The organism is Streptosporangium sp. NPDC002721 (assembly GCF_042888905.1).
GTDB lineage: Bacteria > Actinomycetota > Actinomycetes > Streptosporangiales > Streptosporangiaceae > Streptosporangium.
This window is the reverse complement of sequence record NZ_JBIAQI010000002.1, coordinates 174,042-199,588: the sequence shown is the minus strand read 5'-3', so window position 1 is coordinate 199,588 and position 25,547 is coordinate 174,042. Positions and strand designations below refer to the sequence as shown.

Annotated in this window: 21 protein-coding genes; 2 read left to right on the top strand and 19 right to left on the bottom strand. The window is 71.3% G+C overall.

The window, feature by feature from the left end; all coding sequences use genetic code 11:
- Positions 1 to 9: 9 nt before the first annotated feature.
- The 4 genes from ACFYWM_RS03085 to ACFYWM_RS03070 form a co-directional block, all read right to left on the bottom strand.
- Positions 10 to 1,458 carry a glycosyltransferase family 39 protein gene (locus tag ACFYWM_RS03085; RefSeq protein ID WP_389907842.1) on the bottom strand — a complete coding sequence of 483 codons (1,449 nt, stop codon included), beginning with the start codon at positions 1,456 to 1,458 and terminating at the stop codon, positions 10 to 12.
- 150 nt (positions 1,459 to 1,608) lie between these two features.
- The gene (locus ACFYWM_RS03080) at positions 1,609 to 3,174 is read right to left on the bottom strand and encodes a hypothetical protein (protein ID WP_389907840.1); all 1,566 of its coding nucleotides are present in this window, start codon (positions 3,172 to 3,174) and stop codon (positions 1,609 to 1,611) included.
- Between the two features lie 461 nt (positions 3,175 to 3,635).
- On the bottom strand, positions 3,636 to 4,418 hold the full coding sequence (locus tag ACFYWM_RS03075) for an HAD-IIA family hydrolase (RefSeq protein ID WP_362869307.1): 783 nt from the start codon (positions 4,416 to 4,418) through the stop codon (positions 3,636 to 3,638).
- Positions 4,419 to 4,573: 155 nt separating this feature from the next.
- Positions 4,574 to 5,473 carry a TIGR03619 family F420-dependent LLM class oxidoreductase gene (locus ACFYWM_RS03070; protein WP_389907838.1) on the bottom strand — a complete coding sequence of 300 codons (900 nt, stop codon included), beginning with the start codon at positions 5,471 to 5,473 and terminating at the stop codon, positions 4,574 to 4,576.
- A 57-nt stretch (positions 5,474 to 5,530) separates the two neighbouring features.
- Here ACFYWM_RS03070 and ACFYWM_RS03065 point away from each other — a divergent pair, with 57 nt between their 5' ends.
- The gene (locus tag ACFYWM_RS03065; RefSeq protein WP_389907836.1) at positions 5,531 to 6,478 is read left to right on the top strand and encodes a phosphotransferase family protein; all 948 of its coding nucleotides are present in this window, start codon (positions 5,531 to 5,533) and stop codon (positions 6,476 to 6,478) included.
- Positions 6,479 to 6,523: 45 nt separating this feature from the next.
- Entirely contained in the window at positions 6,524 to 6,817 is a 294-nt protein-coding gene (locus ACFYWM_RS03060; RefSeq protein WP_362683315.1) for a zf-TFIIB domain-containing protein, read from the top strand.
- A 270-nt stretch (positions 6,818 to 7,087) separates the two neighbouring features.
- Here ACFYWM_RS03060 and ACFYWM_RS03055 read toward each other — a convergent pair whose 3' ends face one another.
- The 15 genes from ACFYWM_RS03055 to ACFYWM_RS02985 form a co-directional block, all read right to left on the bottom strand.
- Positions 7,088 to 8,062, bottom strand: coding sequence for a hypothetical protein (locus ACFYWM_RS03055; protein ID WP_389907834.1), 975 nt, complete (start codon positions 8,060 to 8,062; stop codon positions 7,088 to 7,090).
- Between the two features lie 105 nt (positions 8,063 to 8,167).
- On the bottom strand, positions 8,168 to 9,619 hold the full coding sequence (locus tag ACFYWM_RS03050; protein ID WP_389907832.1) for a bifunctional phosphatase PAP2/diacylglycerol kinase family protein: 1,452 nt from the start codon (positions 9,617 to 9,619) through the stop codon (positions 8,168 to 8,170).
- Between the two features lie 441 nt (positions 9,620 to 10,060).
- Positions 10,061 to 10,675: a nitroreductase family protein gene (locus tag ACFYWM_RS03045; RefSeq protein ID WP_389907830.1), complete on the bottom strand. Its 615-nt coding sequence runs from the start codon at positions 10,673 to 10,675 to the stop codon at positions 10,061 to 10,063.
- A gap of 110 nt (positions 10,676 to 10,785) precedes the next feature.
- A complete protein-coding gene (locus ACFYWM_RS03040; RefSeq protein WP_389907828.1) occupies positions 10,786 to 11,574 on the bottom strand; it encodes an SDR family NAD(P)-dependent oxidoreductase in 789 nt (262 codons plus the stop codon).
- 82 nt (positions 11,575 to 11,656) lie between these two features.
- On the bottom strand, positions 11,657 to 12,184 hold the full coding sequence (locus ACFYWM_RS03035; RefSeq protein WP_389907826.1) for an amidohydrolase family protein: 528 nt from the start codon (positions 12,182 to 12,184) through the stop codon (positions 11,657 to 11,659).
- 178 nt (positions 12,185 to 12,362) lie between these two features.
- Complete coding sequence (locus ACFYWM_RS03030; protein ID WP_389907824.1) at positions 12,363 to 13,265, bottom strand: LysR family transcriptional regulator; 903 nt, start codon at positions 13,263 to 13,265, stop codon at positions 12,363 to 12,365.
- 284 nt (positions 13,266 to 13,549) lie between these two features.
- Positions 13,550 to 14,314: a polyphosphate kinase 2 family protein gene (locus tag ACFYWM_RS03025; RefSeq protein WP_389907822.1), complete on the bottom strand. Its 765-nt coding sequence runs from the start codon at positions 14,312 to 14,314 to the stop codon at positions 13,550 to 13,552.
- A gap of 60 nt (positions 14,315 to 14,374) precedes the next feature.
- Entirely contained in the window at positions 14,375 to 16,393 is a 2,019-nt protein-coding gene (locus tag ACFYWM_RS03020; protein ID WP_389907820.1) for a CehA/McbA family metallohydrolase, read from the bottom strand.
- Positions 16,394 to 16,579: 186 nt separating this feature from the next.
- Positions 16,580 to 17,221 (bottom strand): ATP/GTP-binding protein, encoded by a 642-nt coding sequence (locus ACFYWM_RS03015; protein ID WP_389907818.1) that lies wholly within the window; start codon positions 17,219 to 17,221, stop codon positions 16,580 to 16,582.
- Complete coding sequence (locus ACFYWM_RS03010) at positions 17,202 to 17,588, bottom strand: DUF742 domain-containing protein (RefSeq protein ID WP_389907816.1); 387 nt, start codon at positions 17,586 to 17,588, stop codon at positions 17,202 to 17,204. Before ACFYWM_RS03010 ends, ACFYWM_RS03015 begins: the two co-directional genes overlap by 20 nt.
- The gene (locus tag ACFYWM_RS03005; protein ID WP_389907814.1) at positions 17,585 to 18,031 is read right to left on the bottom strand and encodes a roadblock/LC7 domain-containing protein; all 447 of its coding nucleotides are present in this window, start codon (positions 18,029 to 18,031) and stop codon (positions 17,585 to 17,587) included. Before ACFYWM_RS03005 ends, ACFYWM_RS03010 begins: the two co-directional genes overlap by 4 nt.
- 99 nt (positions 18,032 to 18,130) lie before the next feature.
- Positions 18,131 to 20,908, bottom strand: a complete 2,778-nt coding sequence (locus ACFYWM_RS03000; RefSeq protein ID WP_389907812.1) for a nitrate- and nitrite sensing domain-containing protein — start codon at positions 20,906 to 20,908, stop codon at positions 18,131 to 18,133.
- 212 nt (positions 20,909 to 21,120) lie between these two features.
- Entirely contained in the window at positions 21,121 to 22,965 is a 1,845-nt protein-coding gene (locus ACFYWM_RS02995; RefSeq protein ID WP_389907810.1) for a prenyltransferase/squalene oxidase repeat-containing protein, read from the bottom strand.
- On the bottom strand, positions 22,962 to 23,759 hold the full coding sequence (locus tag ACFYWM_RS02990; protein WP_389907808.1) for a terpene synthase family protein: 798 nt from the start codon (positions 23,757 to 23,759) through the stop codon (positions 22,962 to 22,964). Before ACFYWM_RS02990 ends, ACFYWM_RS02995 begins: the two co-directional genes overlap by 4 nt.
- A 245-nt stretch (positions 23,760 to 24,004) precedes the next feature.
- Positions 24,005 to 25,399, bottom strand: a complete 1,395-nt coding sequence (locus ACFYWM_RS02985) for a cytochrome P450 (protein ID WP_389907806.1) — start codon at positions 25,397 to 25,399, stop codon at positions 24,005 to 24,007.
- Positions 25,400 to 25,547 lie beyond the last annotated feature (148 nt).

Below are 25,547 nucleotides of genomic sequence, written 5' to 3'. Positions count from 1 at the left end.
GGGCCGGGATCAGCGCCGCTCGCGGACGTAGAGGCCGAACCACGAGTAGCCGAAGTCGTCGGTGGAGCGCAGGGTGAAGTCGCGGTTGGCCATCAGGGCCAGATAGCGCTCGTCGTCCTCCACGAAGGCCCTGTTCCTGTGCTTCCTGCCACCGGTGACCAGCCAGACGCGCTCGACACCCTCCAGGGCGGCCGTGAACTGCGCGGCGGTCCTCGGCGTCCGCCGGCCGGGGGCGTGGGTGAGGTCGCGCAGGTTCCGGTACGCGTCCTCGTACACGGCGGCGAACAGGCGCCGGTTCTCCCCCACGTAGAGCACGGCGTCGCCGGGACGCTGCCTGGCCAGCAGCGTGGCCGCCATGTCGCGCAGGTTGTCGGGCCGCCTGTCGGGCTCGCGGATCGTCAGGTGCGTCGGGACGGTCAGCGCCGCGACGAGGACCAGCCCGACCCAGCCCAGGGCCCGGGGGCGCACGGCGTTCAGGCCCGCTCCCGCCAGCAGCGCCACCGCGGGGACGGCGAAGAGCACGTATCTCGGGTTGAAGACGGGATGGACGAGCGAGATCGCCATGGACACGAACGGCAGCAGTGCCCAGGGCAGCGCGACCGCCGCCAGCCGCCTGTCTGAGAACATCCCGACGATCACGAGGGCGACCAGGAGCAGCGCCACCCCCACGGTGCCCGCCACCTCCTCACCGAACCAGGCGACGTCGGCGAGCTTCGACGGCTTCAGCCACGACAGCTGCGCCTCGCGCTGCCCGGCCGCCAGGAGCGCGAGCGGGGCGACCCCCGCCGCGGCCACGGCCAGCCCCGCGGCGAACCGGAGGACCTCGGGCCGGGGCGACGACGGCGGCGATGATGACGATGACGACACGCGCCACCACAGCACCGTCACCACGTGCGCGACGACCAGGAGCAGCGCGTAGACGTGGAACCAGCCGAGCAGCACCAGGCAGGCCCCGTAGGCCAGGTACCACCGGCGGCTCGACCGCCGCGTCGCCTCGACCAGCACCCAGGTGGCCAGGACGGCCACCGCCGTCACGATCGCGTAGCCGCGCGCCTCCTGGGCGTACCGGCTCACCATCGGCAGCGCGACGTAGAGCAGCCCGGCGAGAAGTCCCGCCCCCGGGGTGGCGAGCCTCCTGCCCAGGACCGTGACGCCGTACGCGGCGGCGGCCGTGGCGACGACCGAGGGCAGGCGCATGGCCAGCTCGCCGGTCGAGAACGCGGCGACCGGCCGGAGCAGGAGGTAGTAGAGCGCGTGCACCCGGTCGATGCTGCCGAGCAGGTGCCACAGGTCGTCGAGGGGCATCGAGGCGGCCATCACGCTGACCGACTCGTCGCGCCAGAAGGAGGGCGTGGTGACGCCCCAGAGCCCGGCCGGCACGGCCGCCACCGCCGGGATCGCCTCCGGCAGGCGGGAGCGGACCCTGCCCTTCTCCACGACCTCCACGACATCCGTCACATCGCGCTATTTCACACCATGGACGCGACCGACGCGATGGTCCGGCGGAATCCTCCCTCCCGGCAGGAATGATCCGGGCCGGGAGAGGGCGCCTCGGCGCCGGACCTCACCGGGAGACGTTCGCCCACGTCCTCGCTGTCAGTCTCACTGTCAGTCGAGCTGGGACAGGAACGCCAGGACGTCGTCCACATTCCGGTAGATGGCGTTCGACGACAGCTTGGAATTGGCGATCGTCTCGTACATCATCGTGATCTGCAGCTCCAGCCCGCTGTGCCCGGGTCGCTCCTCCAGCATTTTCCTCAGCCGGGTGAGCAGCTCCGCGGCCTCCTGCTTCGCGTCCGGCAGGAAGATGCCCCTGGCCTCGCCTCCGGCGAGGAAGGCGTGCCTCTCCATGGGTTGGAGCGAGTAGATGTCGAAGGCCAGCTTCCGGTCCACGTAGGACTCACCACCCTCTATGTACCCGTGCTTCTGGTTCAGCGCGAACAGCGTGGCCTGGAAGTAGCGGGGGTCGTCCGTTCCCATCGGCGGGAGGGCGAACAGCTGGTTGATCAGCCAGTACTGGTAGTGGTGCGTGTTCTCGTGCACCAGGCTGTCGATCACCTCGTCGAAGTCCTGCCATCCAGGGCCATCCGTGTTGATCTTCATCAAGCTGAACTCGGGGGCGAAGTGGGCCAGGGTCACGGGCCATCCGTTCGGCGTGTACTGGTTCAGGTCGTCCACCAGGACGATCTCCGGCTTCCAGTCGGAGATGCCACGTTCGGCGCACTGGATGTCGCGGGCCTTCTCGAGGGCGGCGAGCCTCTCGTCCGAGCTCAGCGTGGACCACTTCCGGCACTCGTCCTTGAGTTCGCCTTTCAGCCTCGCCAGGGTCCGGGTCCGGACCTCAAGGTCGTGCTCGGCGAACCGCGGGTCGAGATCGAGCGACAGGTACAGCTTGCACAGGGCCCTGCCGAAGGATTCGGCGGTCTGGCCGGTCAGCTTGGGGAGGTTGGCGACGATACGAATGATCACCTCCTGCATCCTCGCCGGGCTCAGGTCGGCGGTGCCCTCTTTCTCGATCTTCTCCACGGCCTCCAGGTCGTCGAAGAACTGGAGCATGTCATCAGTCGCGAACAAGTAGGCGGGTCCGATTTTGTCGGTGAGATCCCCGCTCGTAGCGGCCTCCTGAAGCATGTCGAGGACGCGGCGCCTGTGCAGCGGATACCACTTGATCGCGTTGGTGGCGGACAGCATCAGCTTCGCGACGGGTTCCAGCTCCTGCTTGAGCCTCTCCTGCGCGATCCGGTAGCCGACCTCGCCCAGTTCGTCCTTCCGGCTCTCGAGAGCGGCCTTCTCGTCGTTCAACGGTTTCATGACGTCGCCCGCGGGAAACTTCTCGAACTGCTTGATGACCTCGCCCAGCACTTTGACCAGGGTGGCTCCCCCCACCTCGAACTGGGGACGGGGCGCCGAATCGCCGCCCCGCCTGGTCCTGTTCACCAGGGACAGCAGTAACAGCTGGTCGGATAACTCCTCGCTGTTCTCCTCCGCCGAGTCGCGCGGGCTTCCCGGCGGGCTTTCCGGAATCTGGGGTACGTCGCCGTGGGACGGGGGCCGTACGGGGGAGCCGTCGACGGGCGTCCCGGGCTTCGTGTCGGTCGGGTCAGGCTTGGGTTGCGACAGGCCCGAGGAGCCGTTGGGCGAGTTGCGGCGGATCGACTTCTGCGGCGGTTGCAATGTCGGTTCCTTCGTGTACGGCGCGGTGGCCCGACGCCCCGGTCACGGCGGGTGTCGGCTCGGCAGGTCGGTCGGCGGCGCGGAACCCGCTCGTCACCCTCGGCGCCGAGGTGGCCGTCGAAGACCAGGCGGTCGTACGGCTCGGTCCGCCCGGCGACGGCCAGGGGCGACGCGAACCGGCCGCGCGGGGCTTCGAGGTGGGGCGACCCGGTGACCGCGCCCCTTGGAGCGTTCCCGATCCCGGGCCGACGATGAATGCCGCCGATACGCGCGTACCCCTGCCAGCGGTTGGGTCAACAGTCATTTGTACGACTACGAGCGGCAGCAGCGTATCAACTGCGGATAAATCCGACCATAGAGCTGGGCCGAACACGAAGGGGCCCAACGCCCAGCGCTCAACGCCCAGCGCTCAACGCTCAACGCTCAACGCTCAGCGCTCAGCGCTCAGCGGGAACGCGGTACTAGTCGATCATCTCGATCAGGTCGGCGACCGAGTCGACCACCATCGACGGGCGGAACGGGTAGCGGTCGACCTGGTCCCTGCTCATGACCCCGCTGAGCACCAGGATCGTGTGCAGCCCGGCCTCCATGCCGGAGACGATGTCGGTGTCCATCCGGTCGCCGATCATGGCGGTGCTCTCGCTGTGGCCGTCGATGGCCCGCAGCGCGCTGCGCATCATCATCGGGTTGGGCTTGCCCACGAAGTAGGGCTCCACCCCGGTCGCCTTGGTGATCATCGCGGCGACCGCTCCGCAGGCGGGCAGCGACCCCTCGTTCGACGGGCCGACCGGGTCGGGGTTGGTGGCGATGAACCGGGCGCCGCCCTCGATCAGCCGGATCGCCCGGGTGATCTGCGTGAAGCTGTACGTGCGGGTCTCGCCGAGGACCACGTAGTCGGGGGCGATGTCGGTCAGGACGTAACCGATCTCGTGCAGGGCGGTGGTCAGCCCCGCCTCCCCCACCACGTACGCCGAGCCGCCGGGGCGCTGGCCGTCCAGGAACCTGGCGGTGGCCAGCGCGGAGGTCCAGATCGACTCCGGCGGGATCTCCAGTCCGGCCGCGCGCAGCCGTACGGCCAGGTCGCGAGGGGTGTATATCGAGTTGTTGGTCAGCACCAGGAACCGCTTGCCCGACTCGCGCAGGCGGCGGATGAACTCGTCCGCACCCGGCACCGGGTGCCCCTCGTGAACGAGGACACCGTCCATGTCCGACAGCCAGCACTCGATCGGCTTGCGCTCGTCCACCGTTCTCCCCTGTTCCGGCCGGGTACGTACCGGAACAAGGATGACAGGGCCGGACGGGTCACGCGTCACCAGACCCGTACATCGGGACATCGCGGAGGTGAACGGCCGTCCACGCGCGACCCTCGGGTCCGCATCGCGGCCCGGCGTCCGGCCGGTCAGGGGGCGAGGCCCTCCAGTGCCGCCTCCGCCCTGCGCATCGACTCCGCGGGGTCGGCGTCGGGCGATCCGATCTCCGGGTCGAAGTTGAGGTCGTGGAAGACGTCGGTGACCCCCCTGGCCGCGAGCTCGTCGACGTCGCGCCGGATCTCCTCGAACGAGCCGGTGAGCGGTCCGCGATCGGCCGCGCCCGGGGCCCGGACGCGGGTGACGCCCCGGGTGACGAAGCGCAGCGCCTCGGGGTCGCGCCCGGCGGCACGGGCCGCCTCCTTGACGATGGAGATCCTCTCGCCGATGCCGTCGAGGTCCTCGCGGCTCGAACTGATCCAGCCGTCCGCCAGCCGTCCCGCGCGCCTCAGCGCCACGTCGGCGGAACCGCCCAGCAGGATCGGTGGCACGACGTGCGGCTTGGGATCCTGGTGCACGGGGGGCAGCCTGTAGAACTCGCCCTCGTGTTCCACGGTCTCCTCCGTCCACAGGCGCCGCAGCAGTGAGACGTACTCCTCCCCGCGCCGCCCGCGCCGCTCGAACGACACCCCGGAGGCGGCGAACTCCTCGGGCAGCCACCCCAGGCCGAGCCCCACGTCCAGCCGCCCGCCGCAGACCGCCTGCAGGCTCGCCAGTTGCTTGGCCATCAGCGCGGGCGAGGCGAACGGCATGTTGAGCACCGCCACCCCCAGCCGGACGCGGCTCGTCAGGCCCGCCAGGTAGGCGAGCGTGACCACCGGGTCGTGCACGCTGCGGTAGGTCGGGCCCAGGTCCTGGCTCTGCGGGAAGAGCAGGCGCTGGAAGGTCCACAACCCGTAGTAGCCGAGCTCCTCGGCCCTCCGGGCGACCCGCGCCATGTTCTCCGGCGTCGCCCAGGACCCCGACACCGGCACCGCGAAACCGATCCTCATGGTTCGCACTTTATGCCTCCGGTCGGCGGGGGCCTCGGCCGGTGGTTCACTTACCGGATGGACAGCGAGGACCTGATCGACGAACTGCGCCGGATCGGCGCCCGATACGGCGGCGCGCCCGGTACGGTGCTGCCGACCAGGCCGGACGTGATCATCGTGCGGGCCGGTTCCGTCGTGGTCAAGGCGCACGCGCCGGGGGCGGAGCGGGAACCGCTGGTGGAGCGGATGCGGGCCACCGCGCACCCGGCGCTGCGCGGGATCATGCTCGAACCGGTGACCGAGGAGGTCCTGACCGCCGGGGACCGGCTGGTCACCGTCTGGCCGGCCGGGACGCCGGTGGACCACGCGGACCCGGACGCGGCGCCCTGGGAGGCCGCCGCCCGGCTGCTGGCGCGGCTGCACGCCGTACCGGCGCGGGCGCTGCCCCCGCTGCGGGCCGCGGGGGGACCCGCGCGGGTGGCCGCGACCGTCGCCCGCCTGGGCGACCGCTCCGCCGCCGAGCTGGCGGTACGCCGGGCCTTCACCTGCCTGCCCTCCCCGTCCCCTTCCCCCTCCCACGGCACGAACCCCGGCGACTCCTCCGGTACGGCTCCCGGCGGCGCTCCCGGTGGCCTGACGCACGGCGACTGGCACATGGGGCAGATGGTCCGCGCGCCGGGCGAGTGGATTCTCATCGACATCGACGACCTGGGCGTCGGCGACCAGGCCTGGGACCTGTCCAGGCCCGCCGCCTGGTTCGCGGCCGGGCTGCTGGAGCCCGAGGTCTGGCACCGCTTCCTGGGCGCCTACCGCGCCGCGGGCGGGGTCGCCGTCCCGCCGGACGGTGACCCGTGGGGACGGCTGGAGGTTCCCGCGCAGGCGATGACCGTGCAGCTCGCGGCGGCGGCGGTGGCCGCCGCGGGGCGGGAGGGACGCCCGCTGGACGAGGTGGAGGAGGTCCTCGTCGAGTCCTGCCTCAGAATTGTCCGGCATCGAAGCGCCTGCCATGGTGTGCCCACGCAGTAGGTTGTGGTTACTCGGTTACCACGCCAGAACAAGGAGCCCAGCCAGATGCAGTGCCCCAAGTGTCGGGGCGCCATGCGCACCTATGAGCGCAACGGCGTCCACATCGACCAGTGTGAGAGCTGTCGCGGAATCTTCCTGGACTACGGCGAGCTCGAGACGCTGACCCGCATGGAGAGCCAGTGGTCGCAGCAGTCCCACGCAGCTCCGCCGCCGCCCCCGCCGCCGCCCGTGCACGGCGCTCCCGGCTACGGCGCTCCCGCCTGGGGTGCACAGCACCACGGTGGCCACTACGGGCACCACCGCCAGCGCAGCTGGGTCGGAATGCTCTTCTCGACCTGATCTGCCAGGGGAAACACCGAGACCGCGACCTCGCCACGAGGTCGCGGTCTTCGCGTTCACGGAGCCTCGCGAGCACGTTCGAGATGCCTTCGGGACGTGTTCGCGGTGCCTTCGGGACGTGTTCGAGACGCTTTCAGGACGCGTCGGCCGGAGCCTTCGAGGGACGTTCGCGGGTGCCCTCGCGGAGGCTCCGGCCGACGCGTTCGAGGACGCCTTCCCGGCCCGTTCTACGTGCTCTGCACGTTCTACGCGTTCTGTACGTTCTGCGCGTCAGGTGGGGAAGTCGCCCGGCTTGACCTTCTTCGGCTTCACGGTGCCCCCGGTCACGGCGTGCAGGGTGATCGTCCAGTCGGTCCAGCGGATCTGGGTCGCGGTGTGGACGGTCCTGAACCGCACGGACTTGCCGAACTGCTCGAAGGAGCACGACCGGGTGAAGGTGCGCGCCTTGGCGTCCCAATCCTGCCCGAGCGTGTAGTAGATCTTGTAGCTGCCGTCCCGCACACTTCGGATCTTGAACTTCGACTTCTTGCGGACGTACACGGTGACGGCCTTCTTCTTGCCGCGCACCAGGACGACGACGGCGTCCTGCTTGGTGCCGTTGCGCAGTTCGAGGTAGGCGCGGCCCGTTCGTCCCTCGGAGGCGATGAACCTGCCGTTGGACAGCCGGCGATCGCGCTTCTTGGCCGCCTTGACCGGGATGACGCTCGCCGGGTATCCACTCAGCGTCTTGGCGACGTCTTCCACGTCGGACAGCTGGTCCGCCTCGGCCATGCCGGTCAGCACGGCCGGGCCGGTGCACACCCGCTGCTCCTCGGCGTCCTGGCGGGCGGTGTCGAAGGAGGTCCGCAACCGGCCCAGAGCCTCGACGTAGCTGTCGTGCTGGGTCTTCACCTCGGCGGGCGGCGCCAGGGCGGACAGCCGGGTCACCGCGCCCTCCACCGCGCCGGAGGTCTTCCGCAGCTGCTTGCCGAGGGTCTTCAGCCCGCCGGTCGAGGCCAGCTTCTTCACCGCGTCGCGCACCGGGCCGCGCGCCTCCTCCAGCTCCGCCCGGTACTCGTCGGGCGTCAGCGTCACGGCGGCGGGCGAGCTGGCGGGGGGCGAGGAGGGCAGGCCACCGGATCCCTGTCCTCCCACCGTGCCGCCCGCGGTGGCCGGGCCGACCACGGGGTCACTCGGAGACGGGGTGCAGGCGGTCAGGGCCACCAGGGTGACCACGGCACAGGCGAGCAAACGGGGGGTAGTCACCTGAACAACTATCGCCGGATCGATCACTGGGCGTCAAACAGCGCCCGGTAATCGGCAATCTCTGACAGTACGGCCGGACAGCGGGGCCGGGACGCCTCCCGCGGCTCAGCCCGCGGGCCGGATCACGAGGAGCGACCTCGGGCGCTTGGTGAACTCCACCTCGCCCGTGACCGTGAACGTCTCGCCGTCGCGTGCCAGCGAGAGCCTTCCCGAGGGCGCCGAGACGCGCAGCGTGTCGGCCTGCCACTGCTGGTAGTGACGCGACAGCTTCATCCGTCCCGCCAGGAGGCTGAGGAACACCCGCAGCCGGGGCAGCCGGTCGGCGGCGGCGAGCACGCGGATGTCCAGCAGGCCGTCCTCCAGGCGCTGCCGTCTGGAGGGGGCCCCGCCGCGCGCCTCGTAGCGGCAGTTGCCGACGAACACCATCCAGACGCGCCGGGGCACCCCGTCCACGACGAGGTCGACGGGTTGCGCGCCTCCCGGGCCGAGCACCTCGGCCATCGCCCAGAACAGCGCGGGCCACTTGCCGATGCGGCCCTGCCGCCGCTCCCTGCGCTCCACCAGCGCGGGGTAGACGCCCACGCTGGCGGTGTTGACGAACGTCCGGCCCGCGACCTCGCCGACGTCGACGGCCACGAGGTCGCCGCTGTGGTAGGCCGTCACGGCCTCCTCCGGGGTCTCCACCCCGAGCGCGCGGGCGAACTGGCCGTGGCCGCCCGCGGGGACGACCAGCAGCGGGGTCGCCCCGCCCGCCGTCTCCTGGGCCGCCAGGTTGACCACCGCGTCTCCCCCGGCCACCGCGAGCACCTTGGCCCGCTCGGCGGCCTCCCGTACAGCGGCCCCGAGGTCGGCGCCCGGCGCCACCTCGACGACCTCGGCCAGGGGAAGGGCCTCGCGCAGCGCCTCGGCCGTCCCGGCGACGGTGTCGGCGGAGCCGTCGACCACGGCGACCGTCCCCTCGCCCTCCGGGTCGAGCCTCGCGGACGGCGCCGTGAGGGCGGCGCGCGCCTGCCCCGCCTCACCGGCGTCGGGCCAGATGCGGCGGGTGATCAGCCCCGCCGCCACGCCGATCCCGGCCCCGGCGAGCACGTCGCCGGGGTAGTGCACGCCGGTGTAGACGCGGGAGAAGCAGACGGCCGCCGCCAGGAGCGCGACGGGGACCGCGACCACCCGGGGCGCCTCCAGCGCCACGGCCGCGGCGAACGCGCCTGCCGAGGCGGAGTGGCCCGAGGGGAACGACGCCGACGCGGGCATCTTGATCAGCCGCGCGAGCGGGAGCCCCTCGGCCGACGGCCTGTTCCTGCGGAAGGCCTGCTTGCCGACCAGGTTGACCAGCGGGCTGGCGAGGCTGACCGCGAGCAGTCCCCTGGTCGCGGCCCGGCGCAGGGGCCGCCGTCCGCTGACCGCCAGCGCCCCGGCCACCCCGGCCCACAGGAGAGAGTTGTCGGCCGCGCGCGACAGCGCGGGCACGACGCGTTCGAGACCGGGCAACCTCGCGCCCGCCACCATGGCGAACACCCGCCGGTCCAGCCTGCTCAGCCGCGACCCCAACCGCATGCGCCGCACCTTCCTGCGATGAAAAGCAATGACGAACCGCCCACGACGAACGGATGGCCATTCGATTCTGCCGCGTGTCCCGGGGCCCGGGGCGTTTCCGCCGCTCCCGTACTTCTCGCCGGAACGCGCGGACGGCACCACCGGCGCCGGCCGGAGTCGCCCCGGTTCGGTGGGTGCTCAGGACTTCCGGCCACGCGGCGGCCTGATCGTCCTCTTGGCCGGTGAACGCGGGTCGCGGCGTCGCCTTCGACAGGGTCCGTCTGGGGATGTCCTGGACGAAAGCGTCACTCCAGGCCCTCGTCCCGGCAGGCGAACTCGGTCGGGGTCAGGCCGTACCGGGTGCGGCAGGCGCGGATCAGGTGGCTGCCGTCGGCGAAGCACCATCGGCTGCCCGGGACGGCGAGGCCGCCGAGTCGCCGGGTCCGATCAGCACAAGGCGCGCTAAACCAGCCGCAGCACCTGCGACAGCTCGCGGCGGGGCTTCTGCCTCCAGTTATCCGGGGCGGCGAAACCGACCGCGAGAAGCATCACCGGGAACTCGTCCGCGGCCAGCTCGAACTCCTCGGCGACGGCCTCCACGTCGAAACCACTCATCGGCCCGGAGGCCAGGCCCATCGCGTGGGCGGCGAACATCAGCGTGCTCGCGCCGAAGGTCGCCGACCGGACCGCCTCGTCGCGCTGACGCTGCGGCTGCTCGAAGTAGAGTGCCTTCGCCCCGCCCTCCCACGCCGCGGCGACGGCGGCCGGCATGATCCCGGCGTCGACCGCCGGACGCAACCGATCGGCCACCAGCTCGTGGTCGGCCGGCTTGCCGACCACGACGAAGGTCACCGCCGCATCGGTGATCTTGGGCTGGTCCCAGCCGATCGTGCGCAGCCGCGCTTTCGCCTCGGGCGTCCGGACGGCGATGAAGCGCCAGTTCTGCAGGTTGAAGGATGACGGCGCCTTCGTCGCCAGACGGACCAGCTCATTGATCGACTCGTCGCTGAGGCCTCGCGTGGGGTCGAAAAGATTGACGGTCCGGCGCTCTTCGATCGCCTCGATGATCGGATGCATTACGTGTTTCCCCTTCCAACTGGCACATACGGTCCTCCGCCGGCGATCACCGATGGTGGATTCGAGATTTCGGGAAGCTTGGAACGGCCGGGCACGGCCGGGCACGGCCGTCAGGCGATGGTGTCGACCACGCCGCCGTCGACCCGCAGGGCCGCACCGGTGGTCGCCGAGGCCTGCTCCGAGCTGACATAGATGATCATGTTCGCCACCTCGTCGACGGTGGCGGCCCGCCGGATGATCGACGAACCACGGTGCGCGGCGACGAAGTCCGCCGCCACCTTCTCCGGGCTGTCACCGGTGCGTTCCACGTCGGCCCGCAGCATGCCGGCCACCCCCTCGGAGAGGGTGGGGCCCGGCAGCACGGCGTTGACGGTCACGCCCGTTCCCGCGAGACGCTTGGCCAGCCCTCGCGATATCGCGAGCTGGGCCGTCTTCGTGAAGCCGTAGTGGATCATGTCCGCGGGGATGTTGAGAGCCGATTCCGAGGAGACGAAGACGACACGCCCCCAGCCTCGTTCGGCCATGGCCGGCGCGTAGGCCCTCGCCAGCCGGACACCGGACATGACGTTGGTGTGGAAGAACCGGTCCCACTCGCCGTCGGGGATGTCGAAGAAGTCCCGCGGCTCGTAGACCCCCAGATTGTTGACGACGATGTCGAAACTCGGATGCTCGGCGACCAGCCGTGAGCAGGCGGGCTCCGTGCCCAGATCGCCGGCGAAACCCGCGACCCCCGCCCGGGGGCCGCCCAGTCTCGCCACCGCGGCGGCGACGCCCTCCTCGCCGCGGCCGTTGACGACGACGTCGGCGCCCGCGGCCAGGAATCCCTGAGCGGCGGCGAATCCGATGCCGTTGGTGGACCCGGTGACGAGGACCCGGCGGCCGGTGAAATCGATGATCACGTTGAGACCCTGCTTGTCGGTGGACGCGCGGCTCACGTCGTCTCGGAACGGTACGGCTCCGGAGGCGGCGTCGGCGGCTTGGTCATCGCTCCGCTCGGAGGGCGGAGCGGGGGACGGGACCGAGGCGCGCGGCCGCGGCGCGCAGGCCGGCGACCAGGTCCCGCGAGTCCTCTGTCGGGGCTCCGCCGCGCACCACGGCGCGGCCGGCCCGGTAGACCCTGTCGATATGACGGCGGTCCATCTGCAGCACGACCGCGCCGGCCGGGTCGAGCATCGGCGAGACGTCGAGATCGTCGGCCCGCAGGACGACCACGTCCGCGTCCTTGCCCGGCGTCAGCGAACCCGTTCGCTCGCCGAGACCCAGCACCGCGGCGCCCTCCCGGGTGGCCAGCGCGAGGACGTCGGCCGCGGTCAGCTCCCGCTCGGAGTGGGCGCCGCGGCCGAACGCGCGGACGACCCGCCCGGCCTGCCGCCCGTGGCCGTCCGCCTCGATCGGATCGCCGGACTTGTTCCCGGTGACCTGGCTGGACGGACGGTCGACCCGGGCCCTGCGAGGCTCAGGCTTCGGGATCGAAACGGCGCGACGACATGGCCGGTGGATTCCGGTCAAGCGATACCGGGCGAGTTACAGCTCCACGCGAAATGCCTTACCCCAGGCATCGGTATCGGCCGTGGACACTCGCAGCCGCCGTTTTCCTTTCACGCCGTCCAGAATGGCACCATGACCGAAACGCGTCCAATACGGAATAACTCTCACACTGAGAGCAGGGCGTTCACAATCCCGGGGGTCATGACTCCGGGGGCGGTGTCGGCAGCTCCCGCTCGCCGACCGCGAGGACCGCACGCAGAGCGGCCGACGGGTTGTCCGCGCGCCACGCCAGCGCGGCCTGCAGCCAGACCGTACGGTCCGCCAGCGGCAGGTAGACCAGACCGCCCTGGCAGACGTGTTCCACCGACTTCAACGTCAAGGTCACCCCGACACCGGCGGAGACCAGGGCCAGGACCGTATTCGAGTCCGGCGCCTCCTGCGCCACCTTGGGCGTGAAGCCCGCCTCCTCGCAGGTGCGTGTCATCGCGTCCCGCAACGTGGACCCCGAGTGCGCCGGAAGGCTGACGAACGGGTCGTGGGCCAGATCCGTCAGGTCGATCTCGTCCTTGCCCGCCAGCGGATGGTCCGTCGGGAGCGCGCAGACGAGCTGGTCGTTCTCGATGATCCGGGCCCTCAGGCCGGGGCGGTCCACCGGCATCCGGACGAAACCCAGGTCGAGTGTGCCGTCCGCGACCCCCTCCAGCACCACGTTGGCGTAGGTCCGCACCTTCATCACCAGTTCCACCCCGGGGTGCGCGGCGCGGACCGCCCGGGCCAGCCGGGGCAGCGCCGCGTGGCTCGACGCCCCGCCGAACCCGATCGTGACCCGCCCGTACTCTCCGGTCCCCGCCGACCTGGCGGCCCGCTTCGCCAGATCCACACCGTCGAGCACCCGGCGGGCGGGCTCGAGAAACGTCTCGCCCGCGCTGGTCAGCCGTACGCTGCGGGTGCTGCGCTCGAACAGCTGCACGCCGAGCTCCTTCTCCAGCTGGCGGATCAACTGGCTCAGCGGCGGCTGCGCCATCTGCAGGCGACGAGCGGCCCGGCCGAAATGCAATTCCTCGGCTACGGCCACGAACGCGGCCAGGTATCGCAGTTCCATGATCATCCTAATCGATTATGTGATGATATGTCTTAGTTTAAACCCGATTAGGAATTAAAAGATGATCAATCGACCGGGCGGTCACGCGGTCCACCTGCCCCTCTTACCGCTTGAGCCGGTCGGCGAAAGCCTCTGCGAGAACTCGTCCCGATCTTTCGGCGCGCGGATCGCCCCGGCCCGGGTGGAGTGCCCGATCTCCGGCGGGTCGCCTTCCGGTCAGGCGTCCGGCCCCGTCGGTGCCGCCGCGGCCGGGCCGTGACAGTACCGCGATCATCGCTTCGACCTCAGCGGTCGGCGTCGCGGAGGCTGTGGCCGCGTTCGGTGAGGGCGGTTTCGACGGTGTGGCAGACGTGCTCCAGGACGGTGACGCGGGCGTAGGGCTTGCTGTCTCCAGCGACGATCTTCCAGGGAGCTCGTTCTCTGTCGGTTTTGGTGATCATGTCTTCGATGGCGTCCTCGTAGTCCTTGCGGCGCTCACGGTTTCGCCAGTCCTCTTCGGTGAGCTTCCAGGAGCGCAGGGGGTCCTGGGCACGGTCCTGGAAACGGCGGAGTTGCTCGCCCGGGGAGACGTGCATCCAGAATTTGACGAGGATGGCGCCTTCGGCGGTGAGGCTTCGTTCGAACTCGACGATCTCGTCGTAGGCGCGGGTCCACTGCTCCGTGGTGGCGAAGCCCTCGACGCGTTCGACGAGGACGCGGCCGTACCAGGAGCGGTCGAGGACGGTCATACCTCCCCAGCCGGGCAGGACGGCCCAGAACCTTTGCAGGAAGTGATGTCTTTTCTCGTCGTAGGTGGGTGCGGCGAACTGGGAGACGCGGACGTGCCGGGGGTCGAGGGGCGCGACGAGGCGTTTGATGGCGCCACCTTTGCCGGAGGCGTCCCAGCCTTCGAAGAGCACGCAGAGCGGTGGGCCGAGCTTGTGGTCGCCGAGCTGGCCGCCCAGGAGGAGCCGGAGCCGCAGGAGACGCCGCTGAGCGGCCTCGAGCCGCTCGAGGCCCTCCTTCTTCGGTAGCTTGGCCGACAGGTCGACCTGGGAGAGGCGGTTCATGCCGACAAGCCTCGCATGTCCCGGCCCGCGAGCGGTCCAGCGGAAGTGGCCGCCGCGCCGTCAGGTCAGGCGGTCGCGGTAGACCTTCCTGGCCCGGCCGATCAGGGCGAGGTGGTCGGCGAGCTGCCCGGTGGTCTCGAAGACGCCCTCCTCCCGCAGCAGCGACTCCAGGGCGTCCAGCCACTCCAGACACCAGCCGACGTCCTCGGCCCTGGCCACGTGACGGCCGTCCACGTCGAGGTAGACCGGGCTGGTGTGGGCGTACACCTCGCCGGTGAAGGACCGCTCGTGCGGGCCGCCGGTGGCCAGGGCGACGACGTAGGTGGGGTCGCCGACGGCCAGTTCGGCGGTGAGCTCGCCGGGCGGCCCCTCGGCCAGCACGCCGTCCGCGGTGCGGAGCTCCAGGCGTTCCACCTCCGGGCCGGTCGACCGCGCGGTGATCGTGACCCGCTCCCCCGGCGACAGGTCCAGGGTGGCACCGGGACCGTGGCCCGCGACCGACAGCTCCAGCCAGGGGCCCGTGGTGCCGAAGGTACGGCCCCGCCTGACCGCCTCGGCGAACGACGTGGCGGTCAGCGGCCCGTCCACCCGGGCGTAGACGCGCGCCCAGCCGGGCGGGTTGGACTGGTTCCCCCGCCGGGCGAAGGAGACCATCGCGTCGGTGCCCGCGGTGACCGCGATGCGGTTGCCCGCCCCGATCAGGCGCCGGTAGACGGCGGCGGTCGCGGTGATCGAGGTCTGGCTGAGCACGTCCAGGGTGTCGACGAGGCCGAGCGCCGCGTCGGCGACGATCTCCCGGGAGGAGCAGTTGCGTCCCCACCGCAGCGCCTTGTCCGGGGCGTCGGTGTCGGCGAACGGCGTGTGGAAGGGGTGGCTGTAGCCGGTGACGGCCCCCAGGCCGCGGAGCTCCTCGCAGGCGACGCTGTTGGGCGGCCAGTCGACGCTGCCGAGGAAGCCGGTGTGGAAGCGCGAGGGCGGGGCCGAGACGCCGAAGGCGTAGAGGTGGCCGAGCAGGTCGTTGCGGTACTCGACGCCGATCCTGGCCAGGTGGGAGGCGTCGGACCAGGGCAGGTCACGGCCGGCCCAGTGTTCGAGCGCCTCGGAGTCGTAGACCCGCTCGGAGGAGACGTTCCCGGCGACCAGGTTGAGGACGTGCAGGTCCTCGCCGTGCTGCATGATCCCCGCGAGCTCGGGCGTGCCGACCATGTCGCCCGCCCAGTTGAGGTGGACGTGCATGTCCCCGCCGTACCAGCCGAGGGCGGCCGCGTCGTAGAGCCGCTCGGGGGTCAGCTCGACGAGGGTCTCCCCGCCCGGCTCCGGGGTGACGGTGACCTGCGCGGAGCCGTACTCCATGCCCCTGGACACCCGCACGGTCAGCGTCTCGGCCGGGACGTCCAGCACCAGGTCGTCGCCGTGGAAGTAGGGCATCACGTGGTAGTCGTGCCGGTCGGGGGCGCCCTCGGGGTACCAGCCCTGGCCGTGCTCGCCGTACACGCTCCACTTGCACGGCAGGCCCGCGCGCACCCGCAGGCGGGCGGCGGGGGCGGGGCGGGTCAGGGGCGCCAGGTCGACCGGTACGCCGTCGGCGACCACCTCGCTCCGGCTCGTGATCTTGATGAGCCGGGCGCCGCCGGGGCCGACCACGTGCGCCCGCCCGTCCACCAGCACGGTCGCCGGTTCGGGCCTGGTGGAGTCGACCAGCAACGTCGTGCGCAGCGGCCTGCCGTCCAGCACGGTCTGCGCCCGCGCCCGCAGCGCGGTCCCCTCGTCGGTGAGGCGGAGCGCGGCGAGGTTGCCGAGCACCCTGCCCGCGAGGACGCCGCGGACGACCTCGTCCATGTCCAGCTCGTCGAGACGGTCCCTGAGCTCCTCGAACGGCGCCCCGGGGTAGCGGGTGCCGAGCAGGCCGTAACAGACCTCCCAGAAGCCGGTCGTGCCCATCAGGTAGGCGTCGGTGGCCATGGACCTGACGTAGAAGATGGGATCCTCGCCCCAGGTGACCCCGTGCTCGTCCAGCAGCGCCCGGTACTCCCCGAGTGCCCGCGCGACGGTGAGAGGAAGGTTCGGGTCGTCACACATAGGTCTCCCCCACACGGTAGGACGCCAGGTGATCGCCGCTATCGTGACATGGCGCATACGGGGGGTCGCCGCATGACGTCCACCGGTAAGGGATTCATCCCTAGTGGAGGGGTAAAAGCGCTCCCGGGGCGGTGATGCTCCGCCCCGGAAGGTCCCGTCGTGCCGGTGGGTCGCGCGGGGAACGCGTCAGCGGGTCGCGGCCCGGCCCGTGGGGGGTTCGGCGCCCGAGGGCTGGGCCGTCGTGCCCAGTCGCATCCGCATCGCGTGCTCGACGAGGGTGATGAGCACCTCCTTGCCCGACTCCCGCTGCCTGGCGTCGCACAGCACGATCGGGATGTCCTCGTGCAGGGTCAGCCCGAGCCTGACCTCGTCGAGCTCGTAGCGGCGGGCCCCGTCGAAGCAGTTGACCGCGACGATGAAGGGCGTCTCGCGCCGCTCGAAGTAGTCGAGGGAGGGAAAGCAGTCGGCCAGCCTCCGGGTGTCGGCGAGGACGACCGCGCCGAGCGCGCCCAGCGCCAGCTCGTCCCAGAGGAACCAGAAGCGCTCCTGGCCGGGCGTGCCGAACAGGTAGAGGCGGTAGTCGTCGCCGATGGTGATGCGGCCGAAGTCCATGGCGACCGTGGTGGTCCGCTTGGTCTCCACGCCCGACAGGTCGTCGACGCCGATACCCCGGTCGCTCAGGGTCTCCTCGGTGCGCAGCGGCTCTATCTCGGAGACCGCGCCGACCAGCGTCGTCTTGCCCGCGCCGAATCCGCCGGCGACCAGGATCTTGATCGCCTTGGGCAGCTTCACGCGCCCGGCGTCCCGGCTAGAGCGCACGGAGTCCATCGAGCACCGCCCTGTACAGCCTCTCGTCGTGCATGTCCGTCTCCGAATGCGGTTCTTGCATGGCGATGTATCCCTGGTCGAGCAGGTCGCTGAGCAGGACACGGACCGTGCCTGCCGGAAGGTTCGTGTGGGCCGCGATCTCCGCGACCGACTGGGCCTGCCGGCAGAGCCGGACGATGGCCTGGCACTCCGGGTCCAGGCCCGGTTCCCTCGACGAGACCTGCCGGATGGTCACCACCAGGGTGATGAGGTCGAACCGGCCGCGGCTCGGTTCGGTCCTGCCCCGCGTCAGGACGTACGGCCTGACGATGGGCCCCGCCTCGTCGCCGACCCACTGGGTCTCTGGCTGCTCGTCGAAGATGCTCATCGTGTGCCGTCGCCTCTGAGGGAGTCGGCCCTGAAGGAGGACTCGGGCGTCCTGGTGGGCGAGGTGAGGTACTGCCCCACGCGGGTGACGAGCATGGCCATCTCGTACGCCACCAGGCCGACGTCGGCCTCGGCACCGCAGAACACCGCCAGGCAGGCTCCCTGCCCGGCGGCGGTGACGATGAGGTACGCCGTCCGCATCTCGATGATGGTCTGGCGCATCGGCCCGCCGCCGACCCGGTCGCTGACCCCGCGGCCCAGGCTCTGGATCGCCGACCCGACCGCGGCCAGATGCTCGGCGTCGGCCGGGGAGAATCCCGCCGACGCGGCCAGCAGCAGGCCGTCGGTGGAGAACACGATTCCGTGCTGAGCTTCCTCCACCCGCGAGACCAGGTCGTCCAGCAACCAGGCCAGGTCCGTGAAAGATCCTGTTCCCTGCACCACTCGTTGTCCTCTCCTTCTGCCTGCAGACGTTACGTCGCCGGTTCCCGGCGGCTCATCGGCGCCCGCCTGGCACGTGCGACCTGGAATCGTTCACGGGGATCACACCGCGGGCCCGCCCTCGTCCGCGGGATCGCCGTCTCGGTCGAGCAGCTGGGCGGCGTCGTCGCGGCCCCGGCGCGTACCGGCCTGGAAGGACGACATGGCCTCGCGGATCATCTCCGGCGAGCGCCCGTCGGTGTCGTCGACCGGGGGCGGGGCCACGGGCTCGTCCTCCTGCAGGGGGGCGGCGAGGTGGGTCTGCGGGACGCGCCTCGGCAGGCCACCCGGGGTGTGACTGCTGTCGGGCGGGGGCAGCACGGGCGGCAGCGACGTCCCGGAGCCGCCCGGACGCCCGTGGGAGCCGGAGTCGTCGAGGCCGCCGCTCGCACCCGATCCGGAGTTCGTGAAGTCGGGCAGCCGTCCGCGGGTTCCGGTCTCGGGCATCTGCCTGAGCGCCGAGGGGTCGGCGAAGCGGCCGGGGAACGTCGGGTCGGTGTATCCCTCGGCGGGCGCCGGACCCGCGGAATGCCGTCCGGAGGGCGCCGGATCCGCGAGGCCACCGGAGGACGCCTGGCCGGGGAAGCCACCGGGGGACGCCTGATCGGGGAAACCACCGGAAGAAGCCTGATCAGGGAAGCCGCCGGCGGACGCCGGATCGGGGAGACCACCGGAGGAGGCCGGGCCCGGGAGAAGGCCGGAGGGCGCGGGGCCCGCCGGGTGCGACCGGCCGTTGGCGGGCGGCGCGGGCTTCCACACATCGGACCCGCCAGGGACATGCTGCTCGCCGATGACCTCTCCCTCCGCCCCGGCGACCCGCCCGGGGCCGCCGGCGATGCCCAGCGGGTCGCTCACCCTGCCGCGGACCGCGGTGGTCGCGGAGGTGCCGCCGTTCATCTCCGCGCTGCTCGCCGGGCGCGCCTGCGGCACGCCGACCCCGACGGAGGGACCCGGGTCCTCCTCCTTGACCAGCCCCTGCGGGATGAGGACGATGACGGTCGTGCCGCCGTACGGGGAGGACTTGAAGGTCACCCTGATGTCGTGCCGTTCGGCCAGGCGGCTGACCACGTAGAGGCCGAGGCGGGCGTTGCCGGAGAGCTTGAGCTCCGGCGGATTGGCGATCCGCTCGTTGGCGTCCGCGATGTCCGCGGCGCTCATGCCCAGGCCGCGGTCCTCGATCTCCAGCGCGTACCCGTGGGCCACCAGGTATCCACCGACCTGCACCGTCGTGTAGGGCGGGGAGAAGGAGGCGGCGTTCTCGACGAGCTCGGCGATCAGGTGGATCACGTCGCTCACCGCCCGGCCGTCCAGCGAGACCTCCCCCAGGGGCATCACGTCGACCCGGGTGTAGTCCTCGATCTCGGCGAGGGAGCCGCGGACCACGTCGATCATCGGGACCGCGTCGCGCCAGGCGCGGCCCGGCGCCGCGCCGGAGAGTACGAGGAGGTTCTCCGCGTAGCGCCGCATGCGGGTCGCCAGGTGGTCGAGCCGGAACAGGTCGCGCAGCTCCTGCGGGTCGTTCTCGCGCCGCTCCATGACGTCGAGCACGCTCAGCTGGCGGTGTACGAGCGACTGGGTGCGGCGGGCGAGGTTGCGCAGGATGTCGGCGATGTCGCGGCGCAGCTGGGCCTGCTCGGCGGCGACCTTGATGGCGGTCCGCTGCACGGCGTTGAACGCCTGGCCGACCTGCCCGATCTGGTCGTCCCCGAACTTGAGGGGAGGCGCCTCCGCCGCGACGTCCACCACCTGTCCATGGCCGATCCGCTCGACCACGGCGGGCAGCCGCTCGTTGGCGAGCTCCCAGGCGGCGGCCCGCAGCTTCTCCAGCTGCTGGACCAGGGCGCGGGCCGTGGTGATGGCCAGGACGACCGAGGCGATGACGGCCACGAGGCCCAGGCCGCCGGCCAGCGCGAGCCGTACGAGGACACCGGCGGCGACCGGGCCTGACCGCTCGACCACCCCGCTGCCGGCCGTGAGCACGGCCTGGGTGAACCTGGTCTGCGCGGGCTGGGCGTCGGAGCTCCACCTCGTGACGTCGATCAGCCCGGCCTGCACCACCTCCGGGTTCTGGATCAGCTGGTCCTCCATGGCGCGCAGCCGGGTGAACTGCCCCTCCGCGACCATCCGCCGGTGGGCCTCCTGGTCGGCGGCGGGCAGCTCGGCCACCGCCTGCTCGGTGATGAAGCGCCGCGTGCCGACCATCTGCGTGAACCTGATCTGCTCGCCGTCGGCGAACCGGCCGGCCGTCAGGGCGCCCATCACCAGGGCGTCCTCCTGGGCCAGCATGTCCCGGGCCCGGTTCATCCCGATGAGCGTGCGGGTGTCCTTGGCGAGTTCCTCGTCGTCCAGCGTCGCCAGCGAGTCGTAGACGCGGAAGATCGAGTCGACGATGGCGGTGAACTCCGCGGCCGTCCAGGTCCGGTTGACCCGGCCGGCGTCGATCGCCTTGCGCGCGGCGGTCAGGCCGTCCAGCAGCTCGCCGGTCTCGCCGATGCGGCGCTCCAGGGCGGGAGTTCCCAGCAGTCCCACCGCGTTGCCGCCGGTGAGCTTGCGGAAGTGCGCGTCGGCGGCGTCGGTTCGCTTGCGCTGGGCGGCCAATGCCTCGCGCCGCTGACGCTCGGTGCCGGGCGATCCCAGGGTGATCGCGGTCAGCCGCCGCTCGGCCTGCAGCTCGACGATGAGCCGCTCGCTCGGGTCGGCGACCTCGGTGTTGAGGGTCGCCACGCCCAGCATGTTCAGACCGTCACGGACCGTTACCCATGCCGTGAACGCCCAGAGCGCGGTGAGCGACACCAGAAGTGCCGTGACCTTGGTCCGCAAGCTCGCGTTACGCAAGCGCATGGTATCCACCCCGGGAAGGAAAAAGAAAATAGACGGCATTTTTCGTGACGGTTGACATGTGCTGGTCAAGCAGGTCAAACGGTCGCCACATCGCTGGGATCAGCGGGACACCCCACATCACACCCGCCGAACCCTAGCAATGTCACTAAAAACCCTCAAGACGGACAGAGTAAATGCACCCTTCTGTCCCATTTTTAATTCACGGTCAATTCTCAATACGCGTCATCCCCGGTAATGACGAGCGTGCGTCGCGCCAGGTGAAGCGCGCCCAGAACCGCCGCCCTGACGATCGCCACCGGCAGGTACAGGTCCTTGTCCACCCACAGCGGCGGCGCCTCGCCACCACGGGCGGCCAGCAGGTGGCGATACCCGCGTTCCACGGCCTCCCGCCACCGTTCCTCCCTCGCCGTACCGGCCAGCAGCAGGGTCTGCAGCGCGTAGGCGGTCTCCTCGGCGGTGCCCTCCCGCCGCCCCCACGACCCGTCCGCGCGCTGGGTGGCGAGCACCCAGTCCACGGCACCGGCCACCGCGCCCGCCGACCTCCCGCCGCCGAACTCGCGCAGCGCGATCGCGCAGCAGGCCGTGGCGTAGTACGGCGAGACGTGCCAGCGGTCCGTCCAGCTGCCGTCCGCCTCCTGGCGGTCACGCAACCACGCCGCCAGTTTGGCGACGACGGCCGCGTGGCGGGGCTCTCCCCCGCACCGGCGCAGGTACTCGCCGAAGGCGTCGAGCACGTGCGCGTTGGTCGTCGGGGACATCCCCTCCTCCCCGCGCCAGGTGCAGAAGTGGGTCTCCAGCTCGAACGGCCACAGCCCCTCCGGCTCGCGCGGCTCGCCGATCAGCGCCAGCGCGTACAGGGCGACGGAGGTGGTGTCGGCGTCGGCGGGCAGGCCGGGGCCCGTGGCGACCCCGTCGGGGCCGAGCCCGTCCCGCAGGCTCGCGACCAGCTCCGGCGGGGGGTCCACCGCGATTCCCGCGCGCCGCAGCCAGCTCAGCGTCCAGCCGCGCTCGAACACGGTGATGGGGAGGGTGCACGGCACCGGCCCGCCCGTGGAGGCCACCACGGCCTCCAGGTACCGCCGTACGGCGGCCTCGTCCCCGCCCTCCGCCGCGCCGGCTCCGGGAACGGTTCCAGAAACGGTTCCGAAGACGGTTCCGGGACGGGGCGAGGGAAGCGCGAGGGGCGAGGGAAGCGCGAGGGGCGCGAGGGGCGCGGGGGGCGCGGGGGGCGCGGCCAGCCAGGCGGCGCTCGCTCCGGGCGAGGCCCCGACGGCCGCCATCCCGCCGGGCATCGGCGTGGGGAGGACGCCCGAGGCGGCCGTCGCCTCGGGGCCCGCGACCTCGAGGGCGTGGACCAGCTTCTGCGGGATCGCCGCGCCCGACATCAGCCACGCCCTGACGGCCGCCAGCTTGGCGCCGCTCATGCCCGGGGGCGGCTCCGGCCCCTCCCCGTCGAGGTGCCCGTCGATCAGGGCGAGCAGGGACGACACGATGAGCTCGATCGCGGGCGTGTCCGGCGGCCAGGTGGCCGGGAAGGACCAGTTCCGGATGGCCTCCAGCCCGCGGTCGGCGGCCTTGGCGAGAAGGGCGCGGCTAGCGGTGGTGTCGCGGCCGAGCTCGGCCAGGAGGGCCTCCACCGCGCTCAGGGTGGGGACGAAGGCGTGGTCGCCGGACGAGGACCAGCGGCCGTCCGGCCGCTGGGTGACGAGCAGGAACTCGACCCGCTCGGCGTGCCCGGCCAGCCAGGGCGCCAGGCTCACCACCCGGCCGGTCTCGTACGGGGAGGCCGACACCTGGCCCCAGGGTTCGGCGAGCAGCCCGGCGACCAGCTCGCGCGCCTCGGCGACCGCGTCGACCCCGGCACCGTTCCGGGCATTGTTACCCGCACCGTTCCCGACGCCGTTCCCCGCACCGTTTCCGGTGCCGTTCCCCGCACCGTTTCCGGTGCCGTTCCCCGCGCGGTCCTCCGTGCCGGTTCCGGCACGGTTTCCCAGGCCGGTCCCGGTACCGGTTCTCGTGGCGAACTCCGTGATGGCTAAAAGGCCGTCGACGCTCACAAAGTCCCCCAGTAGTCGCCTACCTGGTAGAAACCCGCACAGAAGTCCATCTGCCGTTCCATGTAGCCCGCCAGCTCCGGATGGGTGGTCCGCAGCGGGGCGACCAGTTCACGGCTCCGGGCCGCGAGCGCGGCGATCCGCCGCTCCACCTCGGCGCGGTCCACGCCGAGCAGCAGGACGTTGAGGTCCCCCCAGGCGACGTCCCGCTCGTAGGTGCCCAGGTCGTTGAGGAGGCGGATGACCCGTTGCACCGCCCAGCCCGCCTCGCGCAACGCCTCGACGTCCGCGACCGTGCCGGAGCCCGTGACGTGGATCCAGTGGGCGGCGAACACGTAGGAGAAGCCGAGGTTGTCGGCGTTGGCGAGATACTCCTCGTAGGTGGGCGTGACCTTGTCGGTCTTCCAGCGCCACTCCGTGAGCATCCCGTCCAGCATGCGCTCCAGCTCGTCGCGCCAGACCGGCCCGAGCTCGGGGAACGCGGGCGAGGAGGCGAGTTCGTCGCGGATGTCGGCGAGCATGCGGGTGAGGTCGTCACCGGGGACCGGCGGGGCGCCCGCGGCCACGTCCAGGCACCGCCGGGCGATCCCCTCCACCTCGGGCGACGAGGTGGCCACGTAGTCGACGAGCCAGTCCAGGCCGAACGCCCACAGGGAGACCTTGTTCGCCGTCCGCAGCTGCCCGGCGTCGAACCAGGGGCCGCCGAAGGCCATGGCGAGCGAGAGCGTGCTGTATAGAGCCGCGTCGAACGGCTTGGCGGAGAACAGGCCGGGATAGGTCTCCGCCCACTCGCGCATGTCCCGCTGGGACCGTCCGGCACGGGCGCAGATCGCCCCGGCCTCCCGGGCGTCCGGCCGGACACCGGAACCGGGCCGGACCTCCGAACCGGGCCGGACCTGCAAATCGGGCCGGACCTCCGAACCGGGCTGAGCTTCCGAACCGGGCTGAGCCCCCGAGCCGGGCTGAGCCCCCGAACCGGGCTGAGCCTTTGAACCGGACCGGACACGCGGATCCGGCCGGGTGCCCTGATCGGGCCGGGGTGTCATCGCAGGGCCCCGCTCCGGTCGCGGCCGTTGAAGGACACGCCCAGCGCGACCTTCTGCCGGGGACGCAGCGAGGCGGCCCAGCCGGTGTCGAACGGTCCGGGGGTGCGCACCGACATCCGGAAGCGGCTGAGGATGCTCGCGACCACGAGCGGCGCCTCGACGTAGAACAGGGGCTCGCCCAGGCAGCGGTGCGGGCCGCCGCCGAAGGGGAAGTAGGAGTAGCGGTGCCTGCGCTCCTCGCTCTCCAGCCTCCCCGGCGCGAACCGCTCGGGGTCGAAACTGTCCGGCCGCTCCCAGAACTCGGGCAGCCGCTGGGTGGCGTACGGGGTGACCAGCACCGACGATCCGGCCTTGATCCACACTCCGCCGATCTCCGCGTCCTCCATGACCCGGCGGGGCAGGAACCAGCCGGCGGGGTACAGCCGGAGGGTCTCCTGCAGGACCATGCGCGTGTAGACGAGGCGGGGGATGTCCTCGGGCACGGCCGGTCCCTCGCCGACCACCTCGTCGATCTCCGCCTGGAGCCTGGCCGCCACGTCCGGGTGCTCCTCCAGCAGCAGCCACAGCCAGGTGAGGATCATCGCGGTGGTCTCCGAGGACGCCGCGTACACGCTGACCAGCGCGTCGCGGATCTGCTTCTCGGTGAGCCTGTCACCGTTCTCGTCGACGAACCGGCAGAGGACGGAGATGACGTCGACGTTGTCGTCGGGATTCGCCATCGCCTTTCTCACGACGGGGAACACCACGTCGTCGATCGATTCCACGGCCTTCAGAAAGGTCCGGTCGCCGGGGATGCGCATGAAATACGGCATGAACGGCATGAGAATCCGGTAAACAAGCGAATAGGACGCCTGTTCGAAAGCGGGAATGATGCGCTCCCCGTCCTCCCGGCTGAGCTTGTCCCCGAACAGCACCCGGTTGACGATGTAGCTGAGAATCCTGGACATCTCCGTGGCCGCGTCGAAGTCGCGTCCCGACCGGACGTACTCGTCCCATTCCTCGACGCGCCCGGTGACGCGCCTGGCCACCTCGTCGGCGATCGTGGCGACATACCGCGTGGTGAACAGCGGCTGCAGGATCTTGCGGCTGCTCTGCCAGTGCTCGCCGTCGCTCATCACGCTGTGCCCGAAGAGCCGCTCGAGCGGCCGCCAGAACATGCCCATGCGCTGGTGCTTCGTCCATTCGAGGCGCATCACCTTCTGGACGTGGTCGGGGTGGGTGACCAGGTAGGGACGGAAAGGCCCCAGTTCCAGCCGGACGACCTCCCCCTGGGATTCGCGGGCGAACTCGGCGAGCGCGCCCGCCGGTTCGCGAAGCAATCTCGGCAGGGCCCGGCGCATCGGAACGGATCTCGCCCGGCGGCCGGTACGGGCCCGCACGTCCATGGACATAGGTAAACGTCTCCCACCTCGCGTGACGTGAATTCGCGCAGCACGAGACAACCGCCCGCACATGTGTGGTGCGGCGGTGTGCGGAAACGGGACATCCCACCTGTCCCGCGTCCTGCTCGGAGCGTGGAGAAGGACTGGTCAACCTGCG